The 19,166-nt window shown below is 57.9% G+C and carries 22 protein-coding genes; 1 reads left to right on the forward strand and 21 read right to left on the reverse strand.

Translation table 11 applies throughout. From position 1 onward, the window contains the following. Nucleotides 1-11: 11 nt before the first annotated feature. From hisS to trmJ, 16 genes are all read right to left on the reverse strand, one after another. Nucleotides 12-1,301, reverse strand: a complete 1,290-nt coding sequence (gene hisS / locus BLO50_RS03145; protein ID WP_090248623.1) for a histidine--tRNA ligase — start codon at nt 1,299-1,301, stop codon at nt 12-14. Between the two features lie 18 nt (nt 1,302-1,319). Next, on the reverse strand, nt 1,320-2,429 hold the full coding sequence (gene ispG / locus BLO50_RS03150; RefSeq protein WP_090248624.1) for a flavodoxin-dependent (E)-4-hydroxy-3-methylbut-2-enyl-diphosphate synthase: 1,110 nt from the start codon (nt 2,427-2,429) through the stop codon (nt 1,320-1,322). 1 nt (nt 2,430) lies between these two features. Next, complete coding sequence (locus tag BLO50_RS03155) at nt 2,431-3,459, reverse strand: RodZ domain-containing protein (protein WP_090248627.1); 1,029 nt, start codon at nt 3,457-3,459, stop codon at nt 2,431-2,433. Continuing rightward, nucleotides 3,459-4,217 (reverse strand): type IV pilus biogenesis/stability protein PilW, encoded by a 759-nt coding sequence (pilW, locus tag BLO50_RS03160; protein ID WP_090248628.1) that lies wholly within the window; start codon nt 4,215-4,217, stop codon nt 3,459-3,461. Before pilW ends, BLO50_RS03155 begins: the two co-directional genes overlap by 1 nt. Before the next feature lie 13 nt (nt 4,218-4,230). Next, on the reverse strand, nt 4,231-5,379 hold the full coding sequence (rlmN, locus tag BLO50_RS03165; RefSeq protein WP_090248629.1) for a dual-specificity RNA methyltransferase RlmN: 1,149 nt from the start codon (nt 5,377-5,379) through the stop codon (nt 4,231-4,233). 23 nt (nt 5,380-5,402) lie between these two features. After that, entirely contained in the window at nt 5,403-5,834 is a 432-nt protein-coding gene (gene ndk / locus BLO50_RS03170) for a nucleoside-diphosphate kinase (RefSeq protein ID WP_090248631.1), read from the reverse strand. A 94-nt stretch (nt 5,835-5,928) separates the two neighbouring features. Continuing rightward, complete coding sequence (iscX, locus tag BLO50_RS03175; RefSeq protein ID WP_090248633.1) at nt 5,929-6,129, reverse strand: Fe-S cluster assembly protein IscX; 201 nt, start codon at nt 6,127-6,129, stop codon at nt 5,929-5,931. Nucleotides 6,130-6,143: 14 nt separating this feature from the next. Beyond that, nucleotides 6,144-6,485 (reverse strand): ISC system 2Fe-2S type ferredoxin, encoded by a 342-nt coding sequence (fdx, locus tag BLO50_RS03180; RefSeq protein ID WP_090248634.1) that lies wholly within the window; start codon nt 6,483-6,485, stop codon nt 6,144-6,146. 2 nt (nt 6,486-6,487) lie between these two features. Further along, entirely contained in the window at nt 6,488-8,353 is a 1,866-nt protein-coding gene (gene hscA / locus BLO50_RS03185; RefSeq protein WP_090248636.1) for a Fe-S protein assembly chaperone HscA, read from the reverse strand. Between the two features lie 49 nt (nt 8,354-8,402). Further along, on the reverse strand, nt 8,403-8,924 hold the full coding sequence (hscB, locus tag BLO50_RS03190) for a co-chaperone HscB (RefSeq protein WP_090248637.1): 522 nt from the start codon (nt 8,922-8,924) through the stop codon (nt 8,403-8,405). A 7-nt stretch (nt 8,925-8,931) separates the two neighbouring features. Next, nucleotides 8,932-9,255, reverse strand: a complete 324-nt coding sequence (iscA, locus tag BLO50_RS03195) for an iron-sulfur cluster assembly protein IscA (protein ID WP_090248639.1) — start codon at nt 9,253-9,255, stop codon at nt 8,932-8,934. Between the two features lie 12 nt (nt 9,256-9,267). Beyond that, on the reverse strand, nt 9,268-9,654 hold the full coding sequence (iscU, locus tag BLO50_RS03200; protein WP_040261926.1) for a Fe-S cluster assembly scaffold IscU: 387 nt from the start codon (nt 9,652-9,654) through the stop codon (nt 9,268-9,270). 47 nt (nt 9,655-9,701) lie between these two features. Then, on the reverse strand, nt 9,702-10,916 hold the full coding sequence (locus BLO50_RS03205; protein WP_090248641.1) for an IscS subfamily cysteine desulfurase: 1,215 nt from the start codon (nt 10,914-10,916) through the stop codon (nt 9,702-9,704). A 47-nt stretch (nt 10,917-10,963) separates the two neighbouring features. Further along, the gene (gene iscR, locus BLO50_RS03210; protein ID WP_090248642.1) at nt 10,964-11,455 is read right to left on the reverse strand and encodes a Fe-S cluster assembly transcriptional regulator IscR; all 492 of its coding nucleotides are present in this window, start codon (nt 11,453-11,455) and stop codon (nt 10,964-10,966) included. A 139-nt stretch (nt 11,456-11,594) separates the two neighbouring features. After that, entirely contained in the window at nt 11,595-12,371 is a 777-nt protein-coding gene (cysE, locus tag BLO50_RS03215; protein WP_090248644.1) for a serine O-acetyltransferase, read from the reverse strand. After that, the gene (gene trmJ / locus BLO50_RS03220) at nt 12,364-13,134 is read right to left on the reverse strand and encodes a tRNA (cytosine(32)/uridine(32)-2'-O)-methyltransferase TrmJ (protein WP_090248645.1); all 771 of its coding nucleotides are present in this window, start codon (nt 13,132-13,134) and stop codon (nt 12,364-12,366) included. Before trmJ ends, cysE begins: the two co-directional genes overlap by 8 nt. Nucleotides 13,135-13,278: 144 nt before the next feature. Here trmJ and suhB point away from each other — a divergent pair, with 144 nt between their 5' ends. Beyond that, nucleotides 13,279-14,094, forward strand: a complete 816-nt coding sequence (gene suhB, locus BLO50_RS03225; RefSeq protein WP_090248646.1) for a type III secretion system regulator SuhB — start codon at nt 13,279-13,281, stop codon at nt 14,092-14,094. A gap of 63 nt (nt 14,095-14,157) precedes the next feature. Here suhB and BLO50_RS03230 read toward each other — a convergent pair whose 3' ends face one another. The 5 genes from BLO50_RS03230 to tgt all read right to left on the reverse strand — a co-directional run bounded on the left by BLO50_RS03230 (nt 14,158) and on the right by tgt (nt 19,156). After that, nucleotides 14,158-14,694 carry a glycine zipper 2TM domain-containing protein gene (locus tag BLO50_RS03230; protein ID WP_090248648.1) on the reverse strand — a complete coding sequence of 179 codons (537 nt, stop codon included), beginning with the start codon at nt 14,692-14,694 and terminating at the stop codon, nt 14,158-14,160. Between the two features lie 126 nt (nt 14,695-14,820). After that, nucleotides 14,821-15,723 (reverse strand): protein translocase subunit SecF, encoded by a 903-nt coding sequence (secF, locus tag BLO50_RS03235; RefSeq protein WP_090248649.1) that lies wholly within the window; start codon nt 15,721-15,723, stop codon nt 14,821-14,823. A gap of 11 nt (nt 15,724-15,734) precedes the next feature. Continuing rightward, nucleotides 15,735-17,603 (reverse strand): protein translocase subunit SecD, encoded by a 1,869-nt coding sequence (secD, locus tag BLO50_RS03240; protein ID WP_090248651.1) that lies wholly within the window; start codon nt 17,601-17,603, stop codon nt 15,735-15,737. 62 nt (nt 17,604-17,665) lie between these two features. Continuing rightward, nucleotides 17,666-18,001 carry a preprotein translocase subunit YajC gene (yajC, locus tag BLO50_RS03245; protein ID WP_090248652.1) on the reverse strand — a complete coding sequence of 112 codons (336 nt, stop codon included), beginning with the start codon at nt 17,999-18,001 and terminating at the stop codon, nt 17,666-17,668. A 39-nt stretch (nt 18,002-18,040) separates the two neighbouring features. Next, the gene (gene tgt / locus BLO50_RS03250) at nt 18,041-19,156 is read right to left on the reverse strand and encodes a tRNA guanosine(34) transglycosylase Tgt (protein ID WP_167354421.1); all 1,116 of its coding nucleotides are present in this window, start codon (nt 19,154-19,156) and stop codon (nt 18,041-18,043) included. Nucleotides 19,157-19,166 lie beyond the last annotated feature (10 nt).

A 19,166-nucleotide genomic window follows, 5' to 3' on the forward strand; every position in this document is an offset into this window, starting at 1 on the left:
TCAACAGGCGCTCAGGCCTGATCGGCGCTGGTCGCCAAATGGTCGGCCAATGCCGACCACGCAATACTTTGTTGCTCGCCCTGACCGCGCAGCGGTTTGCAACCTACCACTTGCTGGGCCAATTCGTCTTCACCCAAGATCAAGGCGTACAAGGCGCCACTCTTGTCGGCTTTCTTGAACTGACTCTTGAAGCTACCCGCCCCGGCATTCACCTGCAGACGCAGGTTTGGCAGCTGGTCACGCAGTCGCTCGCTCAAGGCCAGCGCCGCAAGTTCAGCAGGCTCGCCAAAGGCACACAGGTAAACGTCGACCGTACGGGCGATTTCAGTCGGTACTTTACCTAGAGTTTCGAGCAACAGCACCAAACGTTCGATGCCCATGGCAAAACCCACGCCTGGAGTCGGTTTGCCACCCATCTGCTCAACCAGGCCATCGTAACGGCCGCCCGCGCACACTGTGCCCTGGGAACCGAGCTGATCAGTCACCCACTCGAACACGGTCTTGCTGTAGTAATCCAGGCCACGCACCAGCTTGGGATTGATCACGTAAGGCACACCGGCCGCATCCAGACGGGCTTTAAGCCCCTCGAAATGCACGCGCGACTCTTCGTCTAGGTAATCCGCCAGCTTCGGCGCATTGACCAACAGCGCCTGCGTTTCCGGGGCCTTGCTGTCGAGCACGCGCAGCGGATTGGTGTTCATACGGCGACGGCTGTCTTCGTCCAGCTGATCGGCATGAGCCGTCAGGAACTCGACCAATGCATCACGGTAAACGGCACGCGCGGCGCTGGTGCCCAGGCTGTTGAGTTCAAGCTTCACCGCATCGCGGATACCCAGCAGGCCCCACAGGCGCCAAGTCAGCACGATCAACTCGGCGTCGATATCCGGGCCGTTGATGTTGAAGACTTCTACACCAATCTGGTGAAACTGGCGGTAACGGCCTTTCTGCGGACGTTCGTGACGAAACATCGGGCCGATGTACCAGAGTTTCTGCGTCTGGCCACCGCCGGACAGGCCATGCTCAAGCACCGCGCGGACACAGGCAGCAGTACCTTCCGGACGCAGCGTCAGGGAGTCGCCGTTGCGGTCGTCGAAGGTGTACATCTCTTTTTCAACGATATCGGTGACTTCACCAATAGAACGTTTGAACAACTCAGTGAACTCGACGATCGGCATACGAATTTGCCGATAGCCGTAACCGTCCAACAGACTGGCGACGGTACCTTCAAAATAACGCCAAAGCGGAGTCTGCTCGGGCAGGATATCGTTCATGCCACGAATGGCTTGCAGGGGCTTGCTCACTTCAATTCCTTAGCAGTCTTAGCTGCGCACGATGACCGCGGCGTCAGCAGCAACCTTATCGGCTGCTTTCTGGCGGATCAGCTTTTCCAGCTCATCAACCAGGTTGTCATTACCCAGCTTGTGCGCCGGCTTGCCATCGATATAGATCAGGTTGGGCGAACCACCGGTCAGGCCGATATGGGCTTCCTTGGCTTCGCCTGGGCCGTTGACGACACAGCCGATGACCGCCACATCCAGCGGTACCAACAGATCTTCAACGCGCTGCTCCAGCTCGTTCATGGTTTTCACCACGTCGAAGTTCTGCCGTGAGCAGCTTGGGCAGGCGATGAAGTTGATGCCACGGGAACGCAGACGCAGGGATTTGAGGATGTCGTAGCCGACCTTGATCTCTTCCACCGGATCAGCGGCCAGGGAGATACGAATGGTATCGCCGATGCCCTCAGCCAGCAGCATGCCAAGACCAACCGCCGACTTGACCGTGCCAGAGCGCAGGCCACCGGCTTCGGTGATACCCAGGTGCAACGGTTGCTCAATCTGCTTGGCCAGTAGGCGATAAGCTTCGACGGCCATAAACACATCAGAGGCCTTTACGCTGACCTTGAAGTCGGGAAAATTCAGACGATCCAAATGCTCAACATGACGCAGGGCCGACTCAACCAACGCCGCGGGTGTGGGTTCGCCATATTTCTTTTGCAGGTCCTTTTCCAAGGACCCGGCATTGACCCCGATGCGAATCGGAATGCCTTTATCGCGCGCCGCCTCGACCACTGCGCGCACACGGTCTTCGCGACCAATATTACCTGGGTTGATACGCAGGCAATCGACGCCAAGCTCGGCTACGCGCAAGGCAATCTGATAGTCGAAGTGAATATCGGCCACCAGCGGCACACGCACCTGCTGTTTAATCTTGCCGAAGGCTTCGGCTGCATCCATGTCCGGCACTGAGACACGCACGATATCCGCGCCTGCATCTTCGAGGCGACGAATCTGCGCCACGGTGGCTGCTACATCATTCGTGTCGCTGTTGGTCATGCTCTGCACGGCGATGGGCGCATCACCACCCACCGGCACTGAGCCAACCCAGATTTTGCGTGAAATACGGCGCTTGATCGGTGATTCGCAATGCATGTTACTGCCCACCCAACTTCAGACGCGCGGTTTCACCGGAGATAAACGGGGCCACATCAACTGGGCTGCCATTCAGGCTCACCTGAGCACCTCGAGCGAAGCCCAGTCGCAGCTCCAGTGGTGCCTTACCGGCCAACTCTAAGCTATCGCCTTTGCGCTTGAGGGCGCTGAAAAGCACCTTGCCGTTAGCATCTGTCAGCTGCGTCCAGCAATCGGCAATAAAGGTCAGGCTGACCACTGCCTCACCGGCAGCGGCCTGCACAGATAAAGGGGCAGGGGCAGGGGCAGGGGCAGAAGATACTTCGGGCAGGGCGTCAGCAACTACCGGCGGTACCTGAGCAGACGCAGCAGGCACTGCAGGAACACCTGCTATATCGGTAAGGGTTTGTGGCTGCTCAACTTGAGGGGCGACCACGGCCGCAGCTTCGCCCCCGGTTGAACTGAACAGCTCTGCAGCACCCTCAGGAAGTGGGGGTAACGTCACGCCTGCATCCAGCTGGGCGGCCTCTACCGCTTGATCTTCCGGCTCATCCAACGGATGGATCTGCGTGGTGCCATCAGCACCATCCACCTCAACATGCTCAAGGCTGGTTGACGCCAAGTCTGCGGCACGACGCTCAGCCTGCTCTTGCCACCAGAAGAAGCTCAAACCGGCTAGCGCCAGCAAGAGGACAAAGCTGACCATCCGCAAGATACGTTGCGAGTAGCTCACGGGCTCCTCGATACGGCCCAAGCTGTGAACACTGCTACCCGCCGCATCGCTGCCAGTGAATTGGTCAAACTCCAGCACCAGACGATTCTGATCAATGTCCAGTAACTTGGCGTAGGCCCTGACATAACCACGCGCAAAGGTATGCCCGGGGAGCTTATCGAAAGCACCTTGCTCGACCTGACTCAAACGCTGAGGGGTCAAATTAAGCTGCGCTGCAACTTCGGCAATAGTCCAACCACGCCCCTCACGAGCCTTGCGCAAAGTCTCACCCGGGTTGATACGGGGAACTGCTAGCACTTCTGGATGCGCCGCTTTCATCATTGCTCCGACAGGTATTGCTGATATTCCGGCGTGCCCGGATAAAGTCGTTTCAACTGCAAACCGAGGCTCGCGGCCGCATTGCGGTCATCAAAAACCCTCGCTAACCGAGTGCCAAGTAGAAGACTACGGGCATCATGCTGGCTAAGCGCAATGTAGCTCTCGTAATACCCTCGAGCAGGCACATACTGCTTATCCTCATATGACATTTGCGCCATCTCTATGAGAGCACGAGGTTGACGGCTGTTCAGCCTGAGAGATCGCTCAAAATAAGCTGCAGCTTGTTCACGCTGCTTCAACTGCAATGCGGTCAGCCCAAGGTTCATAAACACGCGTGATCGCTCAGGATAAAGCGTATCTTGAGATGCCTGTAAATAACGCTCATAGGCCTCTCTATAACGCCCCTGCTCAAATAGAAAGCTACCGTAATTATTCAGTAACCTTGCATCGTCGCTCCGCTGAGCAATGGCCTTACGGTAATGTTCGTCCGCTAGCTTAGGCTCCATCTCTATCTGGAATACCAACGCTAGTGCAGCGTGCGCATCTGCACTTGAGGGATCTATTTCAAGTGCTTTTCTTAGCGGTACTTTGGCATTCTCAGTTGAACCTTGCTGCAGGTACCCCATGCCTAGCTGTGTATATGCATCGCGAGCTTCATCGCGACCTTTGGCAGTTTTCATCGGATCGACATTACCGGTTGTAACGCAACCGGCTAACAGACTGGCGGCCAACAGCAATAACGCGGGACGCAAGGTCATGGGTATCCTCCCCTCAGGTTCGATTGACGGCGGAACTCGGCGTTTCGGCCTCGCTACTCAATTCACGCACAGCAATATAGCGCTCACTACGGCGGGTACGATCCATGACCTGGCCGACCAACTGACCACAGGCCGCATCAATGTCCTCGCCTCGCGTGGTGCGCACGGTGACATTGTGACCGGCTTTATGCAGCAGGTCCTGGAAACGGCGAATGGCATTGTTGCTAGGCCGCTCGTACCCGGAGTGGGGGAAGGGATTAAACGGAATCAGGTTGATCTTGCAAGGCACATCTTTGAGAAGTGCGATCATTTCCTCAGCGTGCTCGGTCTTATCGTTCACATCCTTGAGCAGGGTGTACTCGATTGTAAGCACGCGTTTCTCGCCAAGGCGCGAGACATAACGCTTGCACGCCGCCAGCAGCATTTCCAGCGGGTACTTCTTGTTAATTGGCACCAACTGGTTGCGCAGAGCATCGTTCGGCGCATGCAGTGACAGCGCCAGTGACACATCAATCACTTCACCAAGCTTGTCGATCATCGGCACCACACCCGAGGTGGACAGCGTCACCTTGCGCTTGGAAATGCCATAGCCGAGGTCGTCCATCATGATTTTCATGGCGGCGACGACATTGTCGAAGTTCAGCAGCGGCTCGCCCATACCCATCATCACTACGTTGGTGATGGCACGGTCGATCTTCGCCGGCACGCTGCCGAACGACTTGTTGGCGATCCACACCTGACCGATCACTTCGGCGGCACTCAGATCACTGTTGAAACCTTGCTTACCGGTTGAGCAGAAACTGCAATCCAGCGCACAGCCGGCCTGCGACGACACACACAAGGTGCCACGCGTGCCCTGGGGGATATACACGGTTTCTACGCAACTGCCTGACGCCACCCGCACAACCCACTTGCGCGTGCCATCAGTGGAAATATCTTCGCTGACCACTTCCGGGCCGCGGATTTCACCGCAGGCCTTGAGCTTTTCGCGCAAGACCTTGCTGACGTTACTCATGGCATCAAAATCATCGATACCAAAGTGGTGAATCCATTTCATCATCTGCCCGGCACGGAAACGCTTTTCCCCGATGCTTTCGAAGAATTGTTCCATCTCTGCCTGGGTCAGACCCAGCAGATTGATTTTACCGGTAGCTTCAGTCATGGCTTCACCCTCACCCGATTCGCTTAGCGAATACGTGCGCAAACTTCGGTGGCAGCGAAGAAGTAAGCGATTTCGCGGGCAGCGGAGGCTTCCGAGTCGGAACCGTGAACAGCGTTTTCGTCGATGGAAACAGCGAAATCAGCACGGATAGTGCCGGCAGCTGCTTCTTTAGGGTTGGTAGCGCCCATCAGTTCGCGGTTAGCCAGAACAGCGTTTTCGCCTTCCAGAACCTGAACGATAACCGGACCGGAGGTCATGAAAGCAACCAAGTCTTTGAAGAAACCGCGCTCGCTGTGCTCAGCGTAGAAGCCAGCAGCTTCACGCTCGGACAGTTGAACCATTTTCGAAGCAACGACGCGCAGGCCGGCTTTTTCGAAACGAGTGGTGATCTCGCCAACAACGTTTTTAGCAACGGCATCCGGCTTGATGATGGAGAAAGTGCGTTGAACAGCCATGTGAAACTCCAGAAACAATGATTAAAGCGAAAAATTAAACCCGCGAATTATACGCGGCTTCCGGTTAAATGCGTAGGCCAGGCCAACAGGCCAGTTAATCCGCCTCGTCGATCCAGGCTGCCTGAACGGCTTCAAGCACCTTCTCGCCGCCGCGCTGCGGGTCGTCACTGAACTCCGGCAACGCCAGAATCCATTTATGCAGATCCACAAAGTTCACGTAGCGAGGGTCTACCTCAGGTTTGGATTCCGCCAGCTGAATGGCGATTTCCAGAACATCAACCCACTTCAGACTCATAACAGCTCCTTGAATCAGTGCGGCGCTTCGGCAGCGTGGTTGAGCGAGTACTTGGGGATTTCAACGGTCAGATCTTCATCACCGACAACCGCCTGACAGGACAGCCGCGACTGCGCCTCAAGCCCCCACGCCTTGTCGAGCATGTCCTCTTCGAGCTCATCGGCCTCGGCCAGCGAGTCAAAGCCTTCACGAATAATGCAGTGGCAAGTGGTGCAGGCGCAGACACCGCCACAAGCGCTTTCAATTTCGATATGGTGTTCATGCGCCACTTCGAGCACAGACGTACCTGGCGCAACCTCGACCACCAGCCCTTCCGGGCACAGCACCGCGTGGGGCAGAAAAATGATCTGCGGCATGCTTATTCCTCAATCTCATCAAGACTACGGCCGGCCAGCGCAGCCTTGACCGTGGCATCCAGGCGACGCGCAGCAAAAGCATCGGTCACCTGGGTCAATCGTTTGGTTTGCTGCTCAATCGCCAAGCCATCCGTGCCGGCCATCAAATCGCGCAATAGCTCGATCTGCGCATCGATGGCCATACGCTCATCGGCATCCAGCAGACGCTCACCATCGGCCAGCAACGCTGCCTCAACCGCCTCCAGCAGACGCTGGGCGTCGACCTGCTGCTCACGCAGTACGCGGGCAACTTTGTCGTCGCCGGCATTTTTGAAGGAATCCTGCAGCATGCGGGCAATTTCGCCATCGGTCAGCCCATAAGATGGCTTGACCTGGATACTCGCCTCAACGCCCGAAGCCAGCTCACGCGCAGCAACGCTGAGCAGGCCATCGGCGTCAACCTGGAAGGTCACGCGAATCTTCGCCGCACCGGCGACCATCGGCGGAATACCGCGCAATTCGAAGCGTGCCAAGGAGCGGCAATCGCTGATCAGCTCACGCTCACCCTGCAGCACATGCACCATCATGGCCGTCTGACCATCTTTATAGGTAGTGAAGTCCTGGGCGCGCGCCACGGGAATGGTGGTATTGCGCGGAATCACCTTTTCCATCAACCCGCCCATGGTTTCCAGGCCGAGCGACAGCGGAATCACATCCAGCAACAGCAACTCTTCGCCATCGCCGCGCTTGTTGCCTGCCAGAGCATCAGCCTGGATAGCGGCACCAATGGCCACCACCTGATCAGGATCGATGTCGGTCAGCGGCTCACGGGCGAACAACTCGGCGACGGCCTGACGCACGCGCGGCACTCGGGTGGAGCCGCCAACCATAACCACGGCTTCAACCTCATCCAACTCAATGCCGGCATCACGCACCGCGCGGCGGCAGGCCTTTAGGCTGCGAGCCAGCATGGGCTCGATCAGCGCATCGAACTGCTCACGACTCAACAGCCCTGCCCAGCCGGCATAACTGAGGGTTACCGAAGGACTGTCGGTCAGGGCTTCTTTGGCGGCACACGCAGCTTCCAGCAATAGGCGCTGCTGCGCGGGATCAAGATCAGAGGAAATACCCGCCTGCTGCACAATCCAGCCAGCAATCGCGTGATCGAAGTCATCGCCGCCCAGCGCACTATCACCGCCGGTAGCGAGCACTTCAAACACACCACCGGTCAGGCGCAATACGGAAATATCGAAGGTGCCGCCGCCCAGATCATAGATGGCGACCACACCCTCGGCATGCTGATCCAGGCCATAGGCCACGGCGGCGGCGGTCGGCTCGTTGAGCAGACGCAGCACATTCAGCCCGGCCAGACGCGCAGCATCCTTAGTGGCCTGGCGCTGGGAGTCATCAAAATAGGCTGGCACGGTGATGACCGCACCCACCAGCTCACCACCCAGAGTCGCTTCAGCGCGCTGACGCAGCACCTTGAGAATATCCGCCGAGACTTCAACCGGGCTTTTCGGCCCCTGCACGGTTTCGATAAACGGCATATGCGATTCGCCACCGACAAAGCGGTACGGCAGCTGATCGCCGAGCTGTTTGACGTCCGCCAGGCCACGCCCCATCAAGCGCTTGACCGACAGCACAGTATTCAACGGATCAGCCGATGCGGCCGCCTTGGCGACCTCGCCTACCTCGACCCGATCAGCGTGATAACGCACTGCAGACGGCAGAATGACCTGCCCAGCGGCATCGGCCAGCGGCTCGGAAAGGCCGCTACGAACGGCGGCGACCAGCGAATTGGTGGTACCCAAATCAATCCCCACGGCCAGACGGCGCTGGTGTGGCTGGGGGCTTTGTCCGGGCTCAGCGATCTGCAGTAAGGCCATGATTAATCAGTGCTTAGATATCAGGCGCGCCGCAATAGGCGCGCCAGCGTTAATCGTCGAGGCGCTCTTCCAGCTGGCGGACCTCGTGAGAAAGCTTGTCGAGAAACTGCATGCGACGCATCAGGCGCTCGGCCTCTTCGCGACGCGAAGCATCATCCCAACAAACGGCAAAACTTTCGTTGAGCTCGTCCTGAGCCACTTTCAGACGCCGCTTGAACTGCGCCACCCCGGCCAGGTCGGCACTGTCGTGCAGATCTTCCAGCTCTTCGCGCAGCTGCATTTGCTGCAGCAGGAAATCCGGATCCTGCACCGTCACTTCCAGCGGTAGCTCGGGCCCGCGCAGTGCCAGCAAATAGCGAGCGCGCTGCGACGCACTCTTGAGCGTACTGTAAGCCTCGTTGAGACTGGCAGATTGCTCGAGGGCTAAGCGCTGCTCACGCTCGGAAGCGTCAGCAAAGCGATCCGGATGAATCTGCCGTGCCATCTCACGGTAACGCGCGGCAAGCAGCTCCTGATCCAGCCGAAAACCTGGCTGCAGGTCGAATAAAGCAAAGTGACAAGGACTGCCCACACGCGCCTCAGATATTGAAGCTTTCGCCGCAGCCACATTCGCCGCGCACGTTTGGGTTGTTGAACTTGAAACCTTCGTTCAACCCCTCTTTGACGAAATCAAGCTCAGTACCGTCGAGGTAAACCAGGCTCTTGGGATCGATGATCACCTTGACGCCATGGTTCTCGAACACCTGATCTTCGCTGGCGGCCTCATCGACAAACTCCAGCACATAGGCCAAGCCGGAACAGCCCGTGGTGCGTACACCCAGGCGAATACCTTCGCCCTTGCCGCGCCCCTCAAGAGAGCGACGCACGTGCTGAGCGGCTGCTTCGGTCATGCTGATAGCCATCGACAAACCTCCTTAGAGCAAGCCTTTCTTCTGCTTGTAATCGCGCACAGCAGCCTTGATGGCGTCTTCGGCGAGTACCGAGCAGTGGATTTTCACCGGTGGCAGAGCCAATTCCTCGGCCAGCTGGGTGTTCTTGATAGTTTCAGCTTCGTCTAGGGTCTTGCCCTTCATCCACTCAGTAGCGAGGGAGCTGGAGGCAATTGCCGAACCGCAACCGTAGGTCTTGAACTTGGCGTCTTCAATTACGCCCTGCTCGTTGACCTTGATTTGCAGACGCATCACGTCACCGCAAGCCGGCGCGCCGACCATACCAGTGCCGACGTCTGGGTCTTCCGCGTCCATCTTGCCGACGTTGCGCGGGTTCTCGTAGTGGTCAATGACCTTTTCACTGTAAGCCATGCTGGTATTCCTTCCTCATCAGAGAGTCGCTCTTGCTCGGCGACTACTTAGTGCGCCGCCCACTCGATCTTGGAGATGTCGACACCGTCTTTGTACATATCCCACAGCGGCGACAATTCGCGCAGCTTGGTCACCGCCTCGCAAACTTTCTGCGCGGCGTAATCGACTTCTTCATCAGTGGTGAAGCGGCCGAAGGTAAAGCGAATGGAGCTGTGCGCCAGCTCGTCATTGCGGCCCAGGGCGCGCAACACGTAGGACGGTTCCAGAGAAGCCGAGGTGCAGGCGGAACCAGACGAAACCGCCAGATCCTTGAGCGCCATGATCAGCGACTCGCCCTCAACATAGTTGAAGCTGAGGTTGAGATTGTGCGGTATGCGGGCGGTCATGCTGCCATTGATGTACAGCTCTTCAAGACCATCGACCTGTTTGAAGAAACGATCACGCAGGGCCTGGATGCGCTGGTTTTCCTGGGTCATTTCTTCTTTGGCAATACGGAACGCCTCACCCATACCGACACACTGGTGAGTCGCCAGGGTGCCGGAGCGCATACCACGCTCGTGACCGCCGCCATGGGTCTGCGCTTCCAGACGCACACGTGGCTTACGACGTACAAACAGTGCACCGACACCTTTCGGGCCATACGTCTTATGCGCGGAGAACGACATCAGATCGACCTTGAGCGACTCCAGATCAATCGCCACCTTGCCGGTGGACTGAGCCGCATCAACATGCAGAAACACGCCGCGCGAGCGGGTCAGCTCGCCAATCGCCGCGATGTCGTTGATGGTGCCGATTTCGTTATTCACGTGCATGACCGACACCAGGATAGTGTCCTCACGCAGCACCGCTTCAATCATGGCCGGGGTAATCAGACCATCTTCACCAGGCTCAATGTAGGTCACCTCGAAGCCTTCACGCTCAAGCTGGCGCATAGTGTCCAGCACGGCTTTATGTTCGATTTTCGAGGTAATCAGGTGCTTACCTTTGCTCTTGTAGAAATCGGCAATGCCCTTGATCGCCAGGTTGTTGGACTCGGTGGCACCCGAGGTCCAGACAATCTCACGCGGGTCGGCATTGACCAGCTCAGCCACTTGGCGGCGAGCATTCTCCACGGCCTCTTCAGCCTTCCAGCCAAATACGTGGGAGCGCGACGCCGGATTGCCGAAGTTACCGTCGACCAACAGGCAATCGCTCATTTTTTGCGCTACACGCGGATCAACCGGCGTAGTGGCGGAATAATCGAGGTAAATCGGCAATTTCATAACTTTCTCCTAATCAGGTATCAGGCGAGCTAGCCAGCGCTTTGCGCTCAATCGACGGCGGACGTTTCGATCTTATCCAGGTACGGCGTCCTGCCATTGCAGCGGCGCTGATCCTGGCGCTGGGCAACTTCCTGCACTTCACGGCGGGTCACCAAGTCAGCCAGACTGATGCCACTCAGAAATTCGTGTATCTGCTGGCTGAGGTCACACCACAAATGGTGGGTCAGACAGGTATCACCTGCGTGGCAGTCGCCCTGCCCTTGGCAGCGCGTGGCATCAACCGACTCATTGACTGCGTCAATCACCTCAGCCACCTGAATACCCTGCATATCGCGCGACAACTGGTAACCGCCGCCAGGCCCACGCACGCTGGACACCAGATTGCCACGACGCAACTTGGCAAATAGCTGCTCCAGGTAGGAAAGGGAAATACCCTGCCGCTCGGAGATATCAGCCAAGGATACCGGCCCACGCTGAGCGTGCAACGCCAAATCAAGCATGGCGGTGACAGCGTAACGGCCTTTGGTGGTGAGTCGCATAAGGGATTACCGCGTGATCGCAATATGCCGCGAGTATGCAATTCCCGAGCATTTAAGTCAACTATAAGACCTAGTACTTTAGTCGGGATTAGCCAGAATGGAGGGCGCGTATCATAGCAAAATGCGCCTCACCACACCATCACGCCGCGGGCTTGTCAGCGTCCTTGACCACACCAGCGAAGTCCTCGTCACGCAGCTGCGGCAAATCCTTGGCGCAGTAGTCACTGCCCAAAGACTTGAGAGCGCCGCACATGCCTTCCAGACGCCCATCCACCGCATGCAGGTGATCAAGCAGCTGACCAATGGCGCGCGCCACCGGGTCCGGCATGTCCTGACTTACGCCGTAGGCATCGAAACCCAGCTTCTCGGCAATAGCCTGACGCTTGGCCTCCTGCTCATCGTCGGTTTTGACGATGATACGCCCAGGAATGCCGACTGCCGTAGCGCCCGCCGGCACCGCTTTAGTCACCACAGCATTGGAGCCAATCTTCGCGCCCGCGCCGACCGTGAAAGGCCCCAGCACCTTGGCACCAGCACCAACCACCACACCATCTTCCAGCGTCGGGTGACGCTTGCCTTTGTTCCAACTGGTGCCGCCAAGGGTCACACCCTGGTAAAGGGTGACGTCGTTGCCGATTTCGGCGGTCTCACCGATGACGATGCCCATGCCGTGATCAATAAAGAAGCGCCGACCGATCTTCGCGCCCGGATGAATTTCGATACCAGTCATCCAGCGACCGAAGTTCGACACCACGCGCGCCAGCCACTTCCAGCCACTACTCCACAGCGCGTGCGCTACGCGATGCAACCAGACTGCATGCAACCCCGGATAGCAAGTGACAACCTCAAAGGCATTACGCGCCGCCGGGTCGCGATGAAATACGCTTTGGATATCCTCTTGCATGCGCTCAAACATCTGCCTTCTCCTGCTTAGGGTGCTCGCCACGCGCCGCCTTGATGGTTTCAGTCAAGATACCGCGCAAGATATTCATTTCCAGCCTGCTCACTGCGCTACGCCCGTACAAGCGACGCAGGCGACTCATCAGATGTCGCGGCTTGGCAGGATCAAGAAACCTAATCTCAACCAGCGCCTGCTCCAGGTGACGATAAAACGATTCCAGCTCATCCACAGCAACCGGCTCTTCATCCGGATCGACGACCGCAGACTGCCTGGCCGGCCGCCCCTCAGTTGCCAGCCAGGCCATACGCACTTCGTACGCCAGCACCTGGACCGCCGCCGCCAGATTCAACGAGCTGAACGCCGGATCGGAGGGAATGTGCACATGATAGTGACAGCGCTGCAGCTCCTCATTGGTCAGGCCGGCATACTCGCGCCCAAACACCAAGGCAACTTGCGCACCTTGCTGCGCCTGCTCGCACGCAACACCACCACACTCACGCGGCTCCAGCATCGGCCAGGGAATATGCCGATCCCGCGCACTGGTACCCATTACCAGGCGACAACCGACAAGCGCCTCCTCAAGCGTGGCCACAACCTGCGCCGCATCGAGAATATCTGTAGCGCCGGAGGCCCTGGCCACCGCGTCTTCGCTCGGAAAATCCCGCGGATCAACCAGTACCAACTGCGACAACCCCATGTTTTTCATGGCCCGTGCCGCCCCACCGATATTGCCCGGGTGACTGGTACCGACCAACACAACGCGAATATTTTCCAGCAACGCAAACGCTCACAGACAAGGCTTTGAGGGGCAAATCTTACAGAAGCCACCTGCCTTGCGCCACGCAAGACGCAGGTTGCACTTCAACCGCCAGGCTTTTCTGCTAGAATGGCCGGCTTTCTTTAACGACCCAGGTGAACATCCATGCAGCCCATGCTGAATATCGCGCTGCGCGCAGCCCGTAGCGCCGGCGAAATGATCTTCCGCTCGACCGAACGCTTGGACGTCATCTCGGTCGACGAGAAAGAAGCCAAGGACTATGTCACTGAAATTGATCGCTCCGCTGAGCAGCTGATCATTCAGGCCCTGCGCAAAGCATTCCCGAACCACGGCATCCTCGGCGAGGAAAGCGGCCTAAGCGAAGGCAGTGGCGACGGCGCCGACTACCTGTGGATTATCGATCCACTGGATGGCACCACTAACTTTATCCGCGGTATTCCGCATTACGCCGTCAGCATTGCGTGTAAATACCGCGGTCGCCTTGAACACGCTGTGATCATCGACCCGGTCCGCCAGGAAGAATTCACCGCTAGCCGTGGCCGTGGTGCAGCCCTCAACGGCCGCCGCCTGCGCGTCGGCAATCGCAAGAGCCTGGAAGGCGCCCTGCTCGGCACCGGCTTCCCGTTCCGCGACAGCCAGATGGAAAACCTGGAAAACTACATCGGCATGTTCCGCAGCTTGGTTGGGCAAACCGCCGGCGTACGCCGCGCGGGTGCCGCCAGCCTTGACCTGGCCTACGTGGCTGCCGGCCGCTTCGATGCCTTCTGGGAGTTCGGCCTGTCCGAGTGGGATATGGCAGCAGGCGCACTGCTGATTCAGGAAGCAGGCGGCCTGATCAGCGACTTCAGCGGCGGCCACGAATTCTTGGAGAAAGGCCAGATCGTTGCCGGCAACACCAAGTGCTTCAAGGCTGTCCTGACAGCCATTCAGCCGCACTTGTCAGCTTCCTTGAAGCGCTGATTAAGCCGCAATAAAAAAGCGCCCCGCGGGGCGCTTTTTTTGTACCTGCTAAACATGCTTCGATCAGTTGGACTGATCAACCAGCACCAACTGACCATCTTTGACCGGGATCTGCCGGCCCGGATCACTGGCCATTCGCACCTGGCTCACCTTGCCATCCAACTCGTACTTAACGTCGTAACCCACCAACTTCTCACTGGTATCGGTAACCGTGCTGCAACGGGTTTCAGTCGTCGTGTAAGTATCACGGCTCTGCAAGTGCTCCTGCGCCTTGTTGCCGGCATAGCCGCCACCCACCGCACCCGCAACAGTCGCCAGTTTCTTGCCGTTACCGCCGCCTACCTGGTTGCCGAGCAGGCCGCCCACCACAGCACCAATCGCCGTACCGGCTATCTGGTGCTCGTCCTTGACCGGTGCCTGACGAGTGACCGCCACATCCTTGCAGACTTCCCGCGGGGTTTTGATGGTTTCCTTGACCGGTTTAACGGCCAGCACTTCGGCATATTCAGGCGCACTGACGAGACTGTAAGTGGCCACCGCTCCGCCCGCCGTCACACCCACCGCCCCCAACACAGCACCCACCAACATTGACTTGTTCATACAGGCCTCCTTGAAACCGCTGCTTAGCGCTTAACGCGCCTAACTCCCAGCCTTGGAGCATAAAAAAACCGGGCAAGTTCAACACCTGCCCGGCTCATTCAACCATTTGCGATAAAGCGCACAGAATTATGGGCGCTCATCAACCTCATTTTCCACAACCGGCGGGATCAGATCATCCACGCTCAGGTTGAGCCAAATCAGCACAACGTTGGCGATGTAGATTGAGGAATAGGTACCCGCCAGCACACCCACGAAGAGAGCAACGGAGAAACCATAAAGGTTGTCACCAGCAAAAATCAGCAGTGCCGCAATCGCCAGCAACGTCGAAATCGACGTGGCCATAGTGCGCAGCAGTGTCTGCGTGGTGGAGATGTTGATGTTGTCGATCAGGCTGGTTTTGCGCAGCACCCGGAAGTTCTCACGCACACGGTCGAACACAACAATGGTGTCGTTGAGCGAGTAACCGATGATTGCCAGCAACGCCGCCAAAACCGTTAAGTCAAAGGTGATCTGGAAGAAAGACAGAATCCCCAGTGTCACGACTACGTCGTGGACCAGCGACACGATAGCCCCCAGGGCAAACTTCCACTGAAAGCGGAAGGCCAGGTACAGCATGATCCCGCCCAAGGCCAGGAGCATGCCCAGACCACCCTGATCGCGCAGCTCCTCACCGACCTGCGGGCCAACAAACTCTACCTTCTTGATCGTGACCTTATCACCAGTGCCCTGCAGCGCTGCAGCTACCAGATTACCCAGATTCGGGTCATCACCTTGCATGCGCACCACCACATCGGTAGTTGCACCAAAGCTCTGCACCACCGCATCGCCATACCCGGCTACCGCCAACTGATCACGCACCTTGCCAAGATCAGCAGGCTGCGTGTAACTCAGTTCGATCTGCGTACCGCCCGTGAAGTCCAGACCGAAGTTCAAGCCCTTGTAAAACCAGCTACCCAGCGCAACGAGGGTTAGAAGCATCGTAATGGCGAACGCAATATTGCGCGCACCCATAAAATTGATCGTACGCATTTTCTAACCCCTTAGACCCACAGCTTCTTGAAGTCACGCCCACCACAGGTCAGATTGACCATCGCGCGAGTCACCAGAATGGCGGTAAACATCGAAGTAAGAATGCCCAGCGACATGGTCACGGCGAAGCCCTTGACCGGCCCAGTACCCATGGCAAACAGAATGCCACCCACCAGCAACGTGGTCAGGTTGGCATCGAGAATCGCTGTATAAGCACGATCAAACCCTTCGTGAATGGCCCGCTGGATCGACATACCATTGGCAATCTCTTCACGAATACGCGAGAAGATCAGCACGTTGGCGTCCACCGCCATACCCATGGTCAGCACGATACCGGCGATACCCGGCAGGGTCAGCGTGGCGCTGAGCAATGACATCAGCGCCAGCAGCAGCACCATGTTCATGCCCAGAGCGATGGTCGCCAGCACCCCGAAGAAGCGGTAGATCGCAATGATAAACAGCGATACAAACAGCATGCCCCACAGCGAAGCATCAATACCCTTGGTGATGTTGTCAGCACCCAGGCTCGGGCCGATGGTGCGCTCTTCAGCGAAGTACATCGGCGCAGCCAGACCACCGGCGCGCAGCAGCAGGGCCAGTTCAGACGACTCACCCTGGCCATCCAGCCCGGTAATGCGGAACTGGCTACCCAGCGGCGACTGAATGGTGGCCAGACTGATGATCTTCTTCTCTTCGACGAAGGTCTGCAGCTCGACTTCTTTCTCGACGCCATCAACCACCTGACGTACATGACGGGTAACCGGCCTCTGCTCGATAAAGATCACCGCCATGCTGCGCCCGACATTATTGCGGGTCGCGCGGTTCATCAGGTCACCACCGCGTCCATCCAGACGGATATTCACCTGCGGGCTGCCGTTCTCATCGAAGCTGGCCTGGGCATCGGTCACCTGGTCACCAGTGATGATCAGATCACGCTCTAGCTGGGCTGGCGGACGGCCCTCCTCGCGGAACTCGAAGCTTTCGGTCGCAGCCTTGGCTGCATCTGGCTCGGCGGCCAGACGGAACTCCAGGTTGGCGGTCTTGCCGAGAATACGCTTGGCTTCGGCGGTGTCCTGCACGCCTGGCAGTTCAACCACGATACGGTTGGCACCCTGACGCTGCACCAGCGGCTCAGCAACGCCCAGCTCATTGACCCGGTTACGCACGGTGGTCAAGTTTTGCTTGATTGAATATTCGCGAATTTCGACCAGCTTGGCCTGAGTCAATGCCAAACGCAGCACTTGCTGCCCACCACGCTGCACAGTGGTCATGTCAAAATCGGTAAAGTCCTTGCGAATCAGCTGCTGGGCTTTTTCCAGCGTCGCTTCATCGGCAAAGCCGAGCTGGATGGCACCATCCAGCTCAGGCAGGCTGCGATAACGCACGCGCTCTTTGCGCAGCAGGCTCTTGACCTCGCCTTCGTAGACCTTGCGGCGCGCATCAAGGGCCTTGTCCATGTCCACTTCCATCAGGAAGTGCACACCACCGGACAAGTCCAGACCGAGTTTCATTGGGCTACCGCCCAGGTTGCGCAGCCAGTCCGGCGTGGTTTGCGCCAGGTTGAGCGCCACTACGAACTCATCGCTCAAAGCCTTACGCACCAGATCTTTGGCTGGCAGTTGGTCTTCAGCGTTATTCAAACGCAGCAGGCCGGCGCGGCCCTGATCAGCCACACTGACAGCTTTGACACTGATACCAGCCGCTTCCAGTGCACGACTGGCGCGATCTAGGTCGGCCTGCTCGACGCGCATGGCGGAGCTGTTGCCACTGATCTGGATCGCCGGATCATCCGGGTACAGATTGGGCAAGGAATAAATAGTACCGATTGCCAGCACAGCCAGAATCAGCAGGTACTTCCAGAGGGGAAATTTGTTGAGCATGACGCCGCCCGTTATGACGCGGGGCGCATTAAGCGCCCCGTCGAATGGTAAAGGTGTATTGCTTAGATCGCTTTCAGCGTGCCCTTGGGCAGCGAGGCGGCAATCGCCACTTTCTGAATTTTCAGCTCGACGGTGTCGGACACCTCGATTACCACGAAGTCATCGGAAACCTTCGACACCTTGCCGGCGATACCACCGCTGGTTACCACTTCATCACCTTTCTGCAGGCCGCTGATCAGACCTTTGTGCTCTTTGGCACGCTTGGCCTGTGGGCGCCAAATCATCAGATAGAAGATGACCAGAAAGCCGACCAGAAACACCCATTCAAAGCCACTACCAGCAGGACCGGCAGCCGGTGCGGCGCCTTCAGCGAAAGCAGCGGGGATAAAAAAGCTCATGTAACACTCCTGTTGCAAGGGTCTTTAAAAGGTTGGGAATCAATCCAGAGGCGGCGTTGGCAGCCCGCGTTTGGCATAGAAGGCATCGACAAAGGCGGCCAATGTACCCTGTTGAATAGCCTCGCGCAAACCAGCCATAAGCACCTGATAGTGCCGTAAGTTGTGGATTGTATTGAGCATGCTACCGAGCATTTCGCCACATTTATCCAGATGATGCAGATAGGCACGAGAGAAATGTTTGCAGGTGTAACAGTCGCACGTCGGGTCTAGCGGCGAATCGTCGTGCTTATGGAAGGCATTGCGGATTTTCAGCACGCCAGTGTCGACAAACAGGTGGCCGTTGCGCGCATTGCGGGTCGGCATCACGCAGTCGAACATATCCACACCGCGGCGCACGCCTTCCACCAAGTCTTCTGGTTTGCCCACGCCCATCAGGTAGCGCGGCTTGTCGGCTGGCAATTGCGGCGGCAAGTAATCCAGCACCTTGATCATCTCGTCTTTCGGCTCGCCGACCGAAAGACCACCAATGGCATAACCGTCAAAACCGATCTGCTCTAGGCCATCCAGAGAGACTTTGCGCAATTCCTCATGCATGCCGCCCTGAACGATGCCGAATAGCGCCGACGTGCTGTCGCCATGCGCCTCTTTAGAGCGCTTGGCCCAGCGCAGCGATAACTCCATCGAACGCTTTGCCACATCGAACGCGGCCGGATAGGGCGTGCACTCGTCGAAAATCATCACGATGTCCGAACCCAGGTCGCGCTGCACCTGCATCGACTCTTCCGGCCCCATAAACACCTTGGCGCCATCGACCGGAGAGGCGAAGTACACGCCCTCCTCCTTGATCTTGCGCATGGCGCCGAGACTGAACACCTGGAAGCCGCCGGAGTCGGTAAGGATCGGCCCCTGCCACTGCATAAAGTCATGCAGATCGCCGTGCTTCTTGATCACTTCCGTGCCAGGACGCAACCACAGGTGGAAGGTGTTGCCGAGGATGATCTGCGCACCAATCGCCTCGATATCACGCGGCAGCATGCCCTTGACCGTGCCGTAGGTGCCCACCGGCATAAACGCCGGGGTTTCCACCACGCCGCGCGGAAAGGTCAGCCGGCCACGACGCGCCTTGCCCTCAGTCGCCAACAATTCGAAAGACATGCGGCACGTG

Source organism: Pseudomonas peli (genome assembly GCF_900099645.1).
In the GTDB taxonomy this organism is placed as follows: domain Bacteria; phylum Pseudomonadota; class Gammaproteobacteria; order Pseudomonadales; family Pseudomonadaceae; genus Aquipseudomonas; species Aquipseudomonas peli.